This is a genomic window from Nostoc sp. NMS4 (assembly GCF_017115095.1).
Classification (GTDB): Bacteria; Cyanobacteriota; Cyanobacteriia; order Cyanobacteriales; family Nostocaceae; genus Nostoc.
In genome coordinates this window covers 1-14,927 of record NZ_JABXKI010000391.1, presented here as the reverse complement: position 1 = coordinate 14,927, position 14,927 = coordinate 1, and the positions used below count along the sequence as shown (strand labels likewise).

General features: G+C 38.3%; 14 protein-coding genes. 13 read left to right on the top strand and 1 reads right to left on the bottom strand.

Features of this window, described 5'->3' with window-relative positions; genetic code table 11:
- From HWQ37_RS32285 to rfbD, 11 genes are all read left to right on the top strand, one after another.
- Positions 1 to 790: Wzt carbohydrate-binding domain-containing protein (locus HWQ37_RS32285; RefSeq protein WP_292755125.1), on the top strand; the 790-nt coding region annotated here is incomplete at its 5' end.
- On the top strand, positions 778 to 1,287 hold the full coding sequence (locus tag HWQ37_RS32280; protein ID WP_292755122.1) for an acyltransferase: 510 nt from the start codon (positions 778 to 780) through the stop codon (positions 1,285 to 1,287). The genes HWQ37_RS32285 and HWQ37_RS32280, both read left to right, overlap by 13 nt.
- A 49-nt stretch (positions 1,288 to 1,336) precedes the next feature.
- Complete coding sequence (locus tag HWQ37_RS32275) at positions 1,337 to 3,010, top strand: class I SAM-dependent methyltransferase (RefSeq protein ID WP_292755119.1); 1,674 nt, start codon at positions 1,337 to 1,339, stop codon at positions 3,008 to 3,010.
- Between the two features lie 149 nt (positions 3,011 to 3,159).
- A complete protein-coding gene (locus HWQ37_RS32270; protein WP_292755116.1) occupies positions 3,160 to 4,251 on the top strand; it encodes a glycosyltransferase family 4 protein in 1,092 nt (363 codons plus the stop codon).
- Positions 4,248 to 5,435, top strand: coding sequence for a glycosyltransferase family 4 protein (locus tag HWQ37_RS32265; protein WP_292755114.1), 1,188 nt, complete (start codon positions 4,248 to 4,250; stop codon positions 5,433 to 5,435). Before HWQ37_RS32270 ends, HWQ37_RS32265 begins: the two co-directional genes overlap by 4 nt.
- A 294-nt stretch (positions 5,436 to 5,729) precedes the next feature.
- Positions 5,730 to 6,692, top strand: a complete 963-nt coding sequence (locus tag HWQ37_RS32260; RefSeq protein ID WP_292755111.1) for a GDP-mannose 4,6-dehydratase — start codon at positions 5,730 to 5,732, stop codon at positions 6,690 to 6,692.
- 172 nt (positions 6,693 to 6,864) lie between these two features.
- Positions 6,865 to 8,163, top strand: coding sequence for a glycosyltransferase family 4 protein (locus HWQ37_RS32255; protein ID WP_292755108.1), 1,299 nt, complete (start codon positions 6,865 to 6,867; stop codon positions 8,161 to 8,163).
- 48 nt (positions 8,164 to 8,211) lie between these two features.
- Positions 8,212 to 9,252 carry a glycosyltransferase family 4 protein gene (locus HWQ37_RS32250; protein ID WP_292755105.1) on the top strand — a complete coding sequence of 347 codons (1,041 nt, stop codon included), beginning with the start codon at positions 8,212 to 8,214 and terminating at the stop codon, positions 9,250 to 9,252.
- 91 nt (positions 9,253 to 9,343) lie between these two features.
- The gene (locus HWQ37_RS32245; protein WP_292755102.1) at positions 9,344 to 10,420 is read left to right on the top strand and encodes a glucose-1-phosphate thymidylyltransferase; all 1,077 of its coding nucleotides are present in this window, start codon (positions 9,344 to 9,346) and stop codon (positions 10,418 to 10,420) included.
- Positions 10,421 to 10,664: 244 nt separating this feature from the next.
- On the top strand, positions 10,665 to 11,210 hold the full coding sequence (gene rfbC / locus HWQ37_RS32240) for a dTDP-4-dehydrorhamnose 3,5-epimerase (protein ID WP_292755099.1): 546 nt from the start codon (positions 10,665 to 10,667) through the stop codon (positions 11,208 to 11,210).
- 43 nt (positions 11,211 to 11,253) lie between these two features.
- Entirely contained in the window at positions 11,254 to 12,171 is a 918-nt protein-coding gene (rfbD, locus tag HWQ37_RS32235; protein ID WP_292755097.1) for a dTDP-4-dehydrorhamnose reductase, read from the top strand.
- A gap of 32 nt (positions 12,172 to 12,203) precedes the next feature.
- Here the strand turns inward: rfbD and HWQ37_RS32230 are convergent, their stop codons facing one another.
- Complete coding sequence (locus HWQ37_RS32230; protein ID WP_292755095.1) at positions 12,204 to 12,938, bottom strand: 2-phosphosulfolactate phosphatase family protein; 735 nt, start codon at positions 12,936 to 12,938, stop codon at positions 12,204 to 12,206.
- Between the two features lie 315 nt (positions 12,939 to 13,253).
- On the opposite strand from HWQ37_RS32230, the gene HWQ37_RS32225 reads away from it, so the two are divergent.
- Positions 13,254 to 13,673 carry a BlaI/MecI/CopY family transcriptional regulator gene (locus HWQ37_RS32225; protein WP_292721488.1) on the top strand — a complete coding sequence of 140 codons (420 nt, stop codon included), beginning with the start codon at positions 13,254 to 13,256 and terminating at the stop codon, positions 13,671 to 13,673.
- Complete coding sequence (locus HWQ37_RS32220) at positions 13,673 to 14,512, top strand: M56 family metallopeptidase (RefSeq protein WP_292755127.1); 840 nt, start codon at positions 13,673 to 13,675, stop codon at positions 14,510 to 14,512. Before HWQ37_RS32225 ends, HWQ37_RS32220 begins: the two co-directional genes overlap by 1 nt.
- Positions 14,513 to 14,927: the final 415 nt, after the last annotated feature.

Sequence of the window (14,927 nt, the reverse complement as noted above, 5' to 3'; positions counted from 1 at the left end):
AAAAATTAGAGATTTTCAAGATTCTGGAGGAACAATCTTATTTGTATCCCATGATGTAGGTTCTGTGTCACGTCTTTGCTCTAAAGCTATGTGGATTAACCAAGGGATTCTTGTAGAGACTGGAAAACCTGCGGAAGTATGTAAACACTATCAAGCATGGGTACATGAAGAAGTAAATAAAAGAACTAGCATAAATTTGGATTCAAATAAGAATGAGAAGATTGGTGCTAATGAAGAAGAAATTGATTTAACTAAAATCACCACTAAAGAATCAAATCCTTTTACTAAAAAGCCGTATATGGCTTTTTATGGATTTGAAAGATTTGGTACAGGACGTGCAGAAATTGAGTATATTTCTGTGTTAGATAGTCAGGGTCAACCTATTCAGTTGGTTTATCCTGGAGATGTATTAAAAATTAGAATCACTACATTCAGACACGACAAAGTTAGAAAGCCAAATGTTGGTATAGCGCTACTGGATAGATTGAGGACTGTTTTATCAGGATGGAGTACAGAACTCTTAGATAAAAATTTTGCTAGCTACTGGCTATCTAAATCAGAAATAGGAAGAGCAACAGTTGACTTTGAGTTTATTTGGCCCCACTTAGCTGGTGGTAATTATGCCTTAGATATAGCATTTGGAGATGGAACACACGAAAATTTAGAAATGCTGGACTGGATTCAGAATGCCATAGTTATACAAGCAGCAGTAAATGATTTGGTAGAAGGAGTCTTTCAAGTATCTGGTAGAAAGATCGGACTCTACGAGGAATCACTATGTACACAATAGTTAAAAATTATTTTAAATCTAAGCTCGAAAGCTGGATTAAATTATATTTTGATATTTACCTGAAGCAATCTCTAACGCAAGGATATTTTGACCAACGCATCAAAGATGTAAGTTTAAAACAATACTTGGTTTTTGGCGAGCCTCAAAGACTAAAATTGTCACAAACATGCGTTGTAAATAATGCATTATTTAACTTATCTTCGGGGAATATAGTAATCGGAGAATATGTTTTTTTTGGACACAATGTTAGTGTAATAACTGGAACTCACGACTATAGAAATTTTGGGCTAGAGAGGATGAACAACTTTCCAACTCAAGGAAATGATATTGTAGTTGAGGAAGGGGCTTGGATCGCAAGTAATGCCACCATAATTGGCCCTTGTAAAATTGGTAAGAATTCTGTAGTAGCCGCAGGTGCTGTTGTTAAATGCGATGTTCCTAGTTATCATGTTGTAGCAGGGATTCCAGCCAAGATAGTCAAAGAAATAATTCCGTAAAAGTGAAAGTTTTATATAGTTTTATATATTTATTTTAAAAATATAAATAATGATCGAACCAAACAATCTTGAAATTAATGTTGATGAATTAATGGATAAAATTCGTAAAGACGTAGTTAAACGTCAAGTATACTCTCAAGAAACAAATTTACAACCTAATAATTTACAACCTAATCTAGACACATCAAAACTAAAGTTAAGTATTAGTAATATTGAAGCTTTTCTTCAAAATGCAGAATCTCGTTCAATTGTACGTACAAAGTGGCCAGATAAACTTAATTTTTTTCCTTTTAATCTCAGTGCTAAGTTACAAAAACTTATTATAAAAATTCTTAATTTTCTCTTTAAAGATCAACGAGAAGTTAATTTCAATATAATTAACTCTCTAAAGGAGTCTGTAGCACTTAATTACCAGCTAATAGACCAAATTGCGACTTTAAAAGCGCAAGGAGATAGTCGCCTAGTTAATATGGATAGTCGCGTCCAAGGAATAGATGAGCGGCTAGTTAATATGGATAGTCGCGTTCAAGGAATAGATGAGCGGCTAGTTAATATGGATAGTCGCGTCCAAGGAGTAGATGAGCGGCTAGTTAATATGGATAGTTGCGTCCAAGGAGTAGATGAGCGGCTAGTTAATATGGATAGTCGCGTCCAAGGAATAGATGAGCGGCTAGTTAATGTGGATAGTTGCATCCAAGGAATAAACGACAGCTTAAGTGCCATCGATACTTTAATTAGTAGCTGGCTAACTGGTATTCAAGAAGGCTTGGATACTGTGAAGATCCAAGTACAAGCAATAGATGAATATAAAAGTATTGTAGATGCTCGTATTGAAAGACTAAATGAGCATTTAATTACAACAGATAATCGTATAATTACAGCAGTTACTCGTATTCAAGAAATAAATGAGCATTATATCAGAAACGATAGTTACCTAAAAAATGACCTAATGCAGCAGAAGCGTTTAATAACAGTGTTTTTGGAAGAGGCAAAAAAATGTTTACCAGAACCTTTTAATCAAGAGCAATTGCAGACATTTATTAATGAAGATATTCACTTTTTAGATGCATTTTATGTTGCATTTGAAGAACAGTTTCGAGGAAGTCGGCAAGAGATTGTAAATAGGTTAAAAGTTTATTTGCCATTGATTGAGGAAGCAAAAATAGGCACACATGAATCTCCAATTTTAGATGTGGGCTGTGGTCGTGGTGAATGGCTGGAGTTACTACAAGAATCTGGATATACAGCCAGAGGTCTGGATATCAACAGAGTCATGGTAGAACAATCTCGCTCCAGAGGATTTGAGGTAATAGAAGCAGACGTAATAGTTTATATGCAATCTTTACCTGATAGCAGTTTAGGAATAGTAACTGGTTTTCATATTATTGAACATCTAGCTTTCCCAACATTAATGAAATTTTTCAGTGAAGTAGTCAGAATACTTAAACCTGGAGGATTAGCTATTTTTGAAACACCTAATCCTCAAAATGTATTAGTTGGTAGTTGTAATTTTTATTTAGATCCAACGCATCGCAATCCTTTGCCAAGCTCCATGATTAAATTTATTCTTGAGACGCAAGGTTTACAGCAGGTCAAAGTCATAAATCTTCACCCTTATCCAGAAACATATAAAGTCATAGGTTCTGAAATAGCAGAACGATTCAATGAATATTTTTATGGACCACAAGATTATGCGGTTGTCGGATACAAGATTATAACCTAAAAAACTAAATATGTTAATAACTATATCGGCTAACTATGAGCATATCTAATCTAACAATTTTTATTATAGAATCTTGATAGATTTAATCAATATTATGTTAAGACATCTGACATATATTGAAGTTTAGCTTTGTTATCAGGAAATCAACAATGGTAAATATTGCTCTTTTAACTCCTTGCCTTATGAAGGGTGATGCAGTTAGCAATGATGTAATGGGAATGTATAATTGTCTAAAAAAATATGGTTATACCACACAGTTATTCGCTAACTCTTGGGAGTCTTCAAATGTAGATTATATTCAGCATGTAAATCAACTTAAATCTTTCATTAGAAAAAAAAAAGATATATTAATTTATCATTATTCCGTTGGCTGGGATATTGCTCTTGAAATTATTAATGATATTAATTGTTTTAAGGTTGTTAAATACCATAATGTAACTCCGCCTGAGTTTTTTCAAGGGATTAATGCAGATTATGTTACGGTATGTCAAGCAGGAAGAAAACAACTAAAGCTTATTGCTGATGTGCCTGGTGCTTTATATTTGTCTGATTCTGAATACAATGCAGATGAATTGCATTCAATGGGAGTTTCTCAAGAAAATAGTTTGGTGATTCCACCATTCCATCATATTGATGATTTGCAATATGTTGATGCTGACATCAGTATTTTAGATAAATATATAGATGAAAAAGTAAACATTTTAATGGTAGGTCGTCTTGCTCCTAACAAAGGACACTCTGCTCTAATTGATGCTTTTCATGTTTACCACAAAGATTATAATAAAAATAGTCGCCTGATCATTGTTGGTAAACAAGATGAGCGTCTAAATATTTACACTACATATCTTTATGAAAAAGTTAAGTCTTTAGGTTTGCAAGAATCGGTAGTATTTACAGGAGGAGTTTCTACTGCAAGTCTGAAAGCTTACTATCTTGTTGCTAATGTCTTTATGATTACTAGTGAACATGAAGGATTTTGTGTGCCACTAGTTGAATCTATGGCCATGAAAGTACCAATTGTAGCTTATGGTTCAACTGCTATCCCTTATACAGTAGGAAAAGCAGGTTTGGTTTGGGAACAGCTAGATCCTTATTTTATGGCTGGGTCAATAGACTGTATAGCTAGTAAAGAATCCATTAGCACCACTCTAGGTGAGATGGGATGGCGGCGTTACCAAGAAACTTTTACGAATGAACAAATCGAATCTAAATTTATGAAGGTGATCAAGAGCATAGAGTGAAACAGATTGCTATCGTTGTTCAAAGAAGTCATGAAAGTATAGTAGGAGGCTCAGAAGCTTTAGCATGGCAGTATGCTAATTTGCTAAGTGATGAATTTAAGGTCGATATAATTACTACAACCGCATTAAATTATACTAAATGGTCTAATGAATTACCTCCTGGTTGTGAAACAAAGCAAGGTATAAATATTCATCGCTTTCCAGTTACTATAGGTCGAACTGAGTATTGGCATCACCTACATCAAAGACTTTTAAGAGAATTTCATAAACCCAAGTATAGCCAAACAGAAAATAGCCAAATAATTCCTTGGAGTATTGCACTTCAGGAAGAATTTATCCGTCGTCAAGGCCCTTACTCAGAAGCTTTACTATCTTTTCTAAAACAGCGATGGAGTGACTATCAATCTATTATTTTTACCACTTATTTATATCCAACTACTTACTTTGGAATACCTCAAGTCCCTTCTTCTAAAGTTTTGCTAATACCGACTCTTCATGACGAACCGACTGCTTATTTGACTGCATACAAGTATATGGCTCGTAAGGCTCGCTTCTTAGTGTGGTTGACTAATGCGGAGAAACTTTTGGGAGAGAAGTTATGGGGTGAACTACCTAGTGAGATTATCTCTATGGCTGTGGAGACAACTCCTTGCACTCCTTTTATAGCTAAGTACCCGTATATTCTCTATTCTGGTCGTATTGATTCAAGTAAGGGATGTAATGATTTAATTAATTTCTTTACTCAGTTTAAGAAAGATATTTCCTCTAATTTAAAATTAATCTTAACTGGGAAAAGTGAAATAGAAATACCAAATCATCCAGACATTGATTTTAGAGGTTTTGTTTCGTCAGAAGAGAAATTTCAACTCATGGCTGGAGCATCTATTTTTGTTATGCCATCGCCCTATGAAAGTTTTAGTATAGTAACTTTGGAAGCAATGGCTCAATGTACGCCAGTATTAGTTAATGGCTCCTGTCAGGTCTTAGTAGAACACGTTAAGCGTAGCGGTGGTGGCAAGATTTATCATAACTATGATGAATTTTCCACAGTAATACAAGAAATGATGGCAAATCCTAACCAACTAGTAGAAATGGGAAATTTAGCCAGAAATTATGTAGTATCTAATTATGCTTTTAATAGTGTTAAGAAAAATCTTATCGAAATGATTCATGCATGTGCTTAAGAGCTTAATACAAATTAATACGTGTGTCTTAACTACGCTTAGTCTAACAATTATAACGCTGACTATTCTGCTGAGGTACAGTTTATTGACATTTAAAGTAATACTGGTGACTCCGACAGATGGTACACTCTTAATTAGCATTCCTAAGCTACTTAACATAGATACTCTCCTGAAACTTTAGTGATAAAGATAGAAATATTGTTGTCAAACCTATTGTCCCACCCTAAAATTAATTACTCCCAATTTTTTGCCTAGCTTTCTTCAATTTTAGTTTTTTTAAGTAGGTTTATAAATGTGATCAAAAAAGCCCTAATCACCGGATTAACCGGACAAGATGGTTCATATCTTGCCGAACTACTCATAGCAAAAGGCTACAAAGTCTTTGGTCTAGTCCGCCGTTCTAGCACCAGTAACCTAGAGCGTATCACCCACCTTGATGGCGACATTCAAATCGTATCCGGCGACCTCCTCGATCAATCATCCCTCATGGATGTAGTGAGCGAATGTCAACCAGACGAAATTTATAATCTCGCCTCTCAAAGCTACGTTCCACTCTCTTGGACACAACCTGCTCTCACTGCTGAATATACAGCTCTTGGTGTCTCTCGCCTCTTAGAATCTATTCGTCGCTGTAAACCTGATGCAAAATTCTATCAAGCATCCAGTAGTGAAGTTTTTGGTCAACCTGACGAATCACCCCAAACTGAACGCACAGCCTTTCGTCCCCGGAATCCTTATGGTGTTGCCAAAGCTTATGCTCATTGGATGACTGTCAACTATCGGCAGAAATATAACCTTTATAACTGTTGTGGTATTACTTATACTCACGAATCGCCTCGACGCGGGACAGAATTTGTATTTCGCAAAATCACATACGCAGTTGCCCAAATTAAATTAGGTTTGGCAAGTGAACTAAAATTAGGCAACCTAGATGCTCGTCGTGATTGGTGCTATGCCAAAGATGCTGTTTACGCTATGTGGTTAATGTTGCAGCAAGAACAACCCGATGACTACCTTATTGCCAGTGGTGAAACCTACTCTGTTAAACAACTTGTTGAGTGTGCTTTTGACTGTGTTGGGCTTAATTGGCAAGATTATGTCTCGGTTGACCCCGCTTTTTATCGTGCTGATGAACCAGTGCAGTTAGTTGGTTGCATTGATAAAATTAAAATGGGAATAGGTTGGCAGCCTCAATACTCTTTTAATCAATTGGTCGAGCTAATGGTTGATTATGATCTTAAGAAATTAAGCAGTTAGCTTGTTTAGTTTCTTAATCATAAATAACCATTAACTTGAGACTAGGGAAAAAGCAAAATAGCTTACCTAAGAATGCAACTACTAAATTTTTTAGTTATGTTTTCTTAGGTAAGTTTTTTAGCAAAAATTTATTAAAAAATTGCAATAAAAATAATTTCAAGTAGGCTTTAGGATGAAGATATTTATTGATTGTACTCACACTGCAAAACATACATACAAAAATACTGGAATCCATCGAGTGGTTCGAGAACTAACTTCTGAATTATTGCAAATAAGCTCAAACCGCACAGATATAGAAATAGTAGCGGTTATGTTTGATGGTAGTTTTATGCGGAGAGTGACTAATCTTAATCAACAGCAAGATGACCATTTTATCAAGGTTAACAAATATCTCAATCTAACTAAAATAAATATAAAAGTTCAAGCTCTATTCTTGAAGCTTAAAAATAAAATTATAAACTTTTTATATGTATTAAATTTGATTGATTGGTTTGATTCAAATTCAGAAAACAAAAAAGGTTTCCTTGAATTTGAAAGTTCTATAGTCCAGCCAGGAGATATTTATGTAATAGCTGATGCTAATTGGGATTTACCTAAAACTTACTACCGATTTTTACAACTTTTAAAAAGGCATAAAGTCACTATTGTAGTTATATGCTATGACCTGATTCCAATCAAGTTTCCAGAGTTTTCTTCTAAGAGATTTACGAAAGCTTTTACAAAATTCTATAGCGATTATTCTACTTTATTCGATAAGGTATTATGTATTTCTAAGAAGAGTGCTGAAGATTATAATAATGCGAAATATCAAGGAATATTAGCTAATAATAATTCACAGATTGTTAAAAGCTTTCGCTTAGGCGGGAACTATTATAAACATGATTTATTGCTAAGTGAAGAAAATAATAGCTCTGATATAAAGTTGCAGAAGTTACTTGATAAAAAATATATTTTAGTAGTTGGCAGCTTAGTGCCTCATAAAAATATTAAAACTATCATTGCAGCCTTTGATTTATTGATAAATTCTAGTTATGATGATGTGTTTTTAATTTTTGCAGGTAATAAAGGTTGGGACTCAGAAACTGATAATTTGATAGAATCTAATAAAATGTATGGCAAGCTTATACAAATACTAGGTTCTGTTACCGATGCTCAACTAGATTTTCTCTATCAAAATTGTTACTGTTTAGTTCAAGCCTCCTTTTATGAAGGATTTGGATTACCTGTGGTAGAAGCGCTACAACACTATAAACCTGTAATTGCTAGCAATGGCGGCTCTTTGCCTGAAGTGGGAGGCGATTTTTGTAGATATTTCTCTCCTACTCAACCAACAGAACTGTATGAAGCTTTAAAAGACTTACTTGATTCAGAGATTTACTACAATATTTTGGTAGAGCGCATCAGAAATGAGTATGTGCCATTCTCATGGCAAGAATCTGCTGAAGAGTTTCTCTGTTGTTTGTATAATTAAATTCAGTTTAAATAAAAGCTTAAAAACTTGCTGGTCAATCTATCTTTTTTGTCTAAGAAACCCACAGGTATAACAACCTACGCTTTAAATATTATTGCAAATCTGCAATCTCTCAAACTAACATTATTAACTTCACAGTCAATTTATGACTATGAATGCTATGAAATTTCATCAAAATTAACACCAGACTGCGGCACGAAAGGTCATTTTAACCGCCTCATCTGGACACAATTTCAACTACCACAAATATATAAAAACCTCAAATCGAGTCTCTTATTCTCCCCGCTACCGGAAGCACCCCTTTATAGCAACTGTCGTTTTGTTGTCACATCTTTTGATATGATTCCGTTGCGTTTTGCCACAGGCTTCTCACCACTCACAGCTTACCATCGCTACTACACGCCCCAAGTTCTTAAGCAAGCACAACACATTATTTGTATCTCTCAGACTACGGCTAAAGACATCACGGATTTTTATCAAATTCCCGCCAGCAAAATTACTCCGATTCCTTTGGCGCACGATCGCACTCACTTCCTTCCTCTCAACCTCCCCACCAGCAACTACTTTCTCTACATTGGTCGCCAAGATCCTTACAAAAACATCCAGCGACTCATCAGTGCTTTTGCGGCGTTACCTAACTGCAAAGACTATGAACTATGGTTAGTCGGGCCAATTGATTCGCGTTACACCCCTATTTTAAAAGTGCAAGTTGCAGAATTGGGTGTAACTAATCAGGTGAAGTTCCTTGACTATGTACCATATAGCGAATTGCCAAAAATCATCAATCAAGCGATCGCTCTGGTTTTCCCCAGTCTCTGGGAGGGTTTTGGTTTACCAGTTCTGGAAGCAATGGCTTGTGGTACTCCCGTCATTACCTCAAATCTCTCCTCTTTACCTGAAGTAGCTGGCGATGCGGCGATTTTAATCAATCCCTACAATACCGGAGAAATTACAGAGGCGATGCAAGGTATTGCAACTAATTCGGGATTGCGATCGCGCCTTTCTAGCCAAGGTATTACTCACTCTCAACAATTTAGTTGGGAAAAAACAGGAAAAGCAACCGCCGAAGTCTTATCCCATTACATATAAACTAACACCAGAATTTAAATGCAATGATTTGGGATTTTGTCAAGTTTTCAGATTATCTTGACTAATGACTTCTAATTAATCGTAAATCCTGATGAAAGCACTAATTCTTTCTGGTGGTAAAGGTACACGCTTACGTCCCCTCACCTATAGCGGGGCAAAACAACTTGTACCAGTTGCGAATAAACCTGTTTTATGGTACGGCATCGAAGAGATGGTCGCTGCTGGTATTACTGATATTGGCATCATCATCAGTCCAGAAACCGGGGCAGAAGTCCAAGCTAAAACCGGAAATGGAGAATGCTTTGGAGCGAACATCACCTACATCGTACAAAACCAGCCACTTGGACTTGCTCACGCCGTTCGCGTTGCTCATCCCTTTTTAGGGGATTCTCCCTTTGTTATGTACTTGGGCGATAACCTGATTCAATTAGGTGAGTTACGTTACTTTTTGCAACAATTTAGCCAACAACAGCCGGATGCTTTGATTCTTTTACATTCGGTTGACAACCCTAGCGCCTTTGGCGTGGCTGAGGTAGACGAGACAGGACGGGTATTACAGTTAATTGAAAAACCGAAAATTCCTCCTTCAAATTTAGCATTGGTAGGAGTTTATTTCTTTTCTCACCTCATCTATGATGCGATCGCAAATATCCAACCTTCTAGCAGAGGCGAACTAGAAATTACTGATGCTATTCAATACCTAATTAATCAGGAAAAGCAAGTTTTAGCTTACAATCTTCAAGGTTGGTGGCTAGACACTGGTAAAAAAGATGACTTATTAGAAGCTAACCGATTAATTCTCGACACTTATCTGACAACATCAGTTGTGGGCGAAATCGATGCCCAAAGCCAGATTAGTGGACGAGTCCAAATTGGTGCCAAATCGAAAGTAATTAACTGCACAATTCGGGGGCCAGTAGTCATTGGCAGCAATTGTCATTTAGAAAACTGCTTTATTGGCCCTTACAGTAGTATTGCTAACAATGTCACACTCATTGACACCGATTTAGAACACAGTGTTATTTTAGAAGGTGCTAGAATTGCCGGAATTCATCAGCGCATTATCGATAGTGTGATTGGACAAAGGGCACAATTGAGTCTTGCACCCCGTCGTCCCAAAGCCTTGCGATTTATGATTGGCGATGACTGTCAAATTGAACTAACGTGATTTACTGATTATAAATAGGACAAGCTAACGTCAAAGTTGGAACATAGTGCTTGTAAAATATGAATGCGAAATTCATCTAAGAAACTTCCAAATAAAAAAATATTCAATTAATTCTTGTGGGGTGGGCATCTTGCCCGCCATATCAACTGGGCGGGCAAGATGCCCACCCCACAATATTGGATAATTTATTTCTTGGAGTTCCCTAACAATCAGAACACTGCGGCACATCCTATAAATAATATTAATGAGCATTGTACATACCAAGATTTCTGAAGTTCTACAAATTGAACCCCAAGTATTTGCAGACGATCGCGGTTTCTTTTTTGAAGCTTACAACCAGCAAAAATTTGCTCAAGAAATAGGAATTGTTACGAACTTTGTCCAAGATAACCACTCTTGCTCTAAACAAAACGTCCTACGTGGGCTGCACTACCAAATTCAACAACCCCAAGGTAAACTCATTCGTGTTGTTGTCGGTACTATTTTTGACGTAGCCGTAGACATTAGAAAAAGCTCGGCTACTTTTGGTAAGTGGGTAGGTTCTGAACTCAGTGCTGAAAACAAACGCTTACTGTGGATACCACCAGGTTTTGCTCATGGTTTCCTCGCACTTTCCGAAATAGCCGAAGTTCTCTACAAAACTACAGATTATTATGCACCCCATAGCGATCGCACAATTCTATGGAACGATCCAGATTTAGCAATAGATTGGCCTCTGAGTGCTACACCGATTTTGTCAGCTAAAGACCAAGCTGGTAAATCTTTGAAAACTGCTGAAGTATTTGATTAAGTAGTCAAATAAAAAATGACAAATGACAAATGACAAATGACAAATGACTAAATCAATTTTGCTGATTGGTAGCAATGGTCAAGTGGGTAAGGAACTGCAACAAATTCTCTCATCCCACGGCGATGTTATCTCAGTAGCACGCCCAACAGTAGACCTTGCTCAACCCGATACTCTGTGCGACGTTATCAGATCCAAGCAACCGCAAATCATCATTAACGCTGCTGCTTACACTGCTGTGGATAAAGCCGAAAGCGAACCCGAAGTCGCGATCGCTATTAATGCTACTGCACCCCTAATTATTGCCCAAGAAAGTCAAAAGTTAGGAGCTTTTCTAATTCATATTTCGACCGATTATGTTTTTGATGGTAATGGCTGTAGCCCTTATCAGGAAACCGATACGACTAATCCGTTGAGTGTCTACGGTAAAACCAAACTTGCTGGAGAAGAAGCAATTCGGCAAACTTGCGCCCATCACCTCATCTTGCGTACCGCTTGGGTTTATGGAACCTTTGGCAAAAGTAACTTTGTCAAAACCATGCTGCGACTAGGTGCAGAACGCCAAGAACTTCGTGTTGTAGCCGATCAAATTGGTAGCCCGACTTGGGCGCAAGATATCGCCGCAGTCATCACCCAGATGATTCCCCAGTTAACTCCAGAAATTAGCGGCACTTATCACTACAGTAATAGCGGCGTTGCTAGCTGGTATGATTTTGCCGTCGCCATTTTTGAAGAAGCCCAACAGCTAGGCTTACCCTTGAAAGTTGAACGTATCGTCCCCATTACAACCGCCGAATATCCCACACCAGCCCGTCGCCCTCCCTATTCCGTCCTTGCTTGTGGAAAAATTTCCGCAATTCTAGAGACTTATCCCCCCCATTGGCGACAAAGACTCAGGGAAATGCTTAGGATTGGGCATTGGGCATTGGGCATGGGGGAGAAGTTCTTTAATTTTGAATTTTGAATTTTGAATTTTGAATTGATTGCTCCCCAGCCCTATCCCCTTTTTAATACTCCCGTTTCATGCTGGATAGGCAAGACATCTAAAATATCAGTTTGGGAACAATATTTTAAATCATCTAGACAGTCAAGACGCAATAATCGTTGACCGTGACTAGCTTGATGAAGTAGTCCCAATAAGTTATCTTGCCATTGAGAGTAAAGAGCGATCGCACTTATTACTTCATCATTGCCAGCGAGTTCTTCTGGTGACAACTGGGTTTGCTGCAAAATACTATGAGCGATCGCACCCGCACAAACTGTATCCTCTAAAGAATAACTGCCTTCCCAACCGGAACCGACTATCCATACTGTCTCTGGTTGCTTCTCTAAAAGAAATTGCACCACCGCCGCCCGATTAATTAAGGCTGCTGCTAATACATTTGGCGAATCTTGTACCCGTTGTAAAGCACGAGTGCCATTTGTGGTACTGATAAACAAACGCCGCCCTTCTACTAATTCTGGTGTGCAGTCCAAGGGAGAGTTACCCAACTCAAAACCAGCTACTTTCGCGCCGCCGCGTTCTCCAGCCCGTAGCCGTTTTTCTGGAGGCCATTTTTCGCTAACTTCAATTAACTGATCTAAATCGCTGAATACTTGTACAGCTTCGCCTCCAGATGCCAAAACTGTCGCAATTGTGCTAGTGGCTCGCAAGACATCAACTGCGATCGCACATTCTGGCGCTTTATCCGTTGGAGTCAATTCAGGAGTGTGGTATACGAATAACTTCACGGGCTGGATACACCTGTTTTAATTAATATTACTGCCGCATATAACATTCTACCTAGTTGGTGTCTTAGCTAACTATGCAATTAATCCCTAAGCATTTTTTAGCATCAAAATGCACAATGTATCCCATTCAATAGATAAATACTCAAAAAACTCAAAAAGTCCCTTCTTATGCTTCTAGACTTTCAGACTTGCTGCACAATCTTGTAATCTAAAATAATAAGGGCATTGGGCATTGGTTATTAATTCTTCTTCCCCTGCCTCCCCTGCCTCCCCTGCTCCCTAATCTCCCTTCCCCTTCCCTTCAAAAATCACCCTATGGCACCTTTACCCGACTACCGCCCTAAACAACTATCTTTAGGCCCGTTGGAAGCGGAAATTTTAAATATCATCTGGGAACTTGGTTCAGCCACAGTCAAGGATGTACACGATCGCATCCTCGCCGATCCCAACCGCGAATTAGCGTATACTTCTGTCACCACCGTTTTACGTCGCCTGACTGATAAAGGTTGGCTGGCTTGCGACAAAAAAGAGCGGGCATTTTATTGGCGGCCAATGCTGAGTAAGCAGCAATCAGAAGTCATCAAAGCTCACGAGCAGTTACAGCGATTTTTGGCGGTGGGGAATCCCGATGTTGTTGCTGCCTTTGCTGATAGTCTGGATGAAGCAGCTAGTGAGCAAATAGCAGCGATCGCTAAACGGATTCAATCTGCACGCCAAGCCAGGGAGGAACAATGATGCATCTGATGATGATTTTGAATGCTTTGGCAGTCGCCTGGTGGTTAAGATCCTCTTGGAATAAACCCCAAGCTAGTTGGAGTCGGCGGTGGCAGCGATCGCTATTTCTATTCCTCTTCCCGCCCTTGTTAATTTTCATGACTGCGATCGCTGTGCTATTCATGGGGCCTCAAGGACAAATGGGCGGAATGTATACAGGCTCAATTAGCTATTTACTAGCATTAATTTATTTAGCATTTTTTGCCATTTCATGCATTAAACTTGCCTTCCAGGGTTGGCAGTCTGTAGAATCTGCCCGTAACTGCCCCTTAGTGGATGTTGGCAATAGACGAGCTAGACTGCTGCAAACGGGCGCGTTGTTTGCAGGTCAAATTGGTTTTTGGCAACCAGAACTAGTAGTTAGTCAAGGATTAGTACAAACTCTCTCACCCGCTCATTTAGAAAGCGTCTTAGCCCATGAGCAAGGGCATCACCATTATAGGGATACCTTCTGGTTTTTCTGGCTGGGTTGGGTACGTTCCTGCACTGCATGGTTGCCGAATACAGAGCCTTTGTGGGAAGAATTGTTAGCCTTGCGCGAACTCCGTGCCGACAGTTATGCAGCATTACAGGTAGACCCTCTGGTGTTAGCAGAATCACTTTTATTAGTAGTTAGTAGCAGCCCCGTCTTATCAGAAATTTGCTGTGCTGCATTAGGTTCCTCCGGTGCAGATCGCTTAGAACAAAGAGTAGAAGCTCTATTAACACCACCAGAACCAACCCCAGAAGCTCAATTGCAATCCTGGCATGGCTTTTTGTTGGCGTTCCTACCTCTACTGACTGTAATATTTCATAGTTAAGTTGAATTTAGCAACCTACTACATCACAAAATCGTGATGTTTGTAACGAAAACTATGATATTTGTAACAAAAATCGTTATGTTTGTAACGAAAATCGTAGCGTTCCTAACAAAACTCGTTATTTTGTAACGAAAATCGTAGTGTTTGTAACGAAACTCGTAGCGTTGGTAACGAAACTCGTAGCGTTCCTAACAAAACTCGTAGTGTTTGTAAAAAAAGTAGTGATGTTTGTAATACCGATTTAAAAAAAGAATGCGACAAATAGACCATTTGTAGAGACGCGATTCATCGCGTCTTTAACTTTACCCATTAGACTTCTTGCAAAAATCCTTAAATCACCCCTCCTAACCCTCCCCTTGCAAAGGGGAGGGAACTAGATTTTCCGGTTTCCCCCCTTTGCAAGGGGGGATTAAGG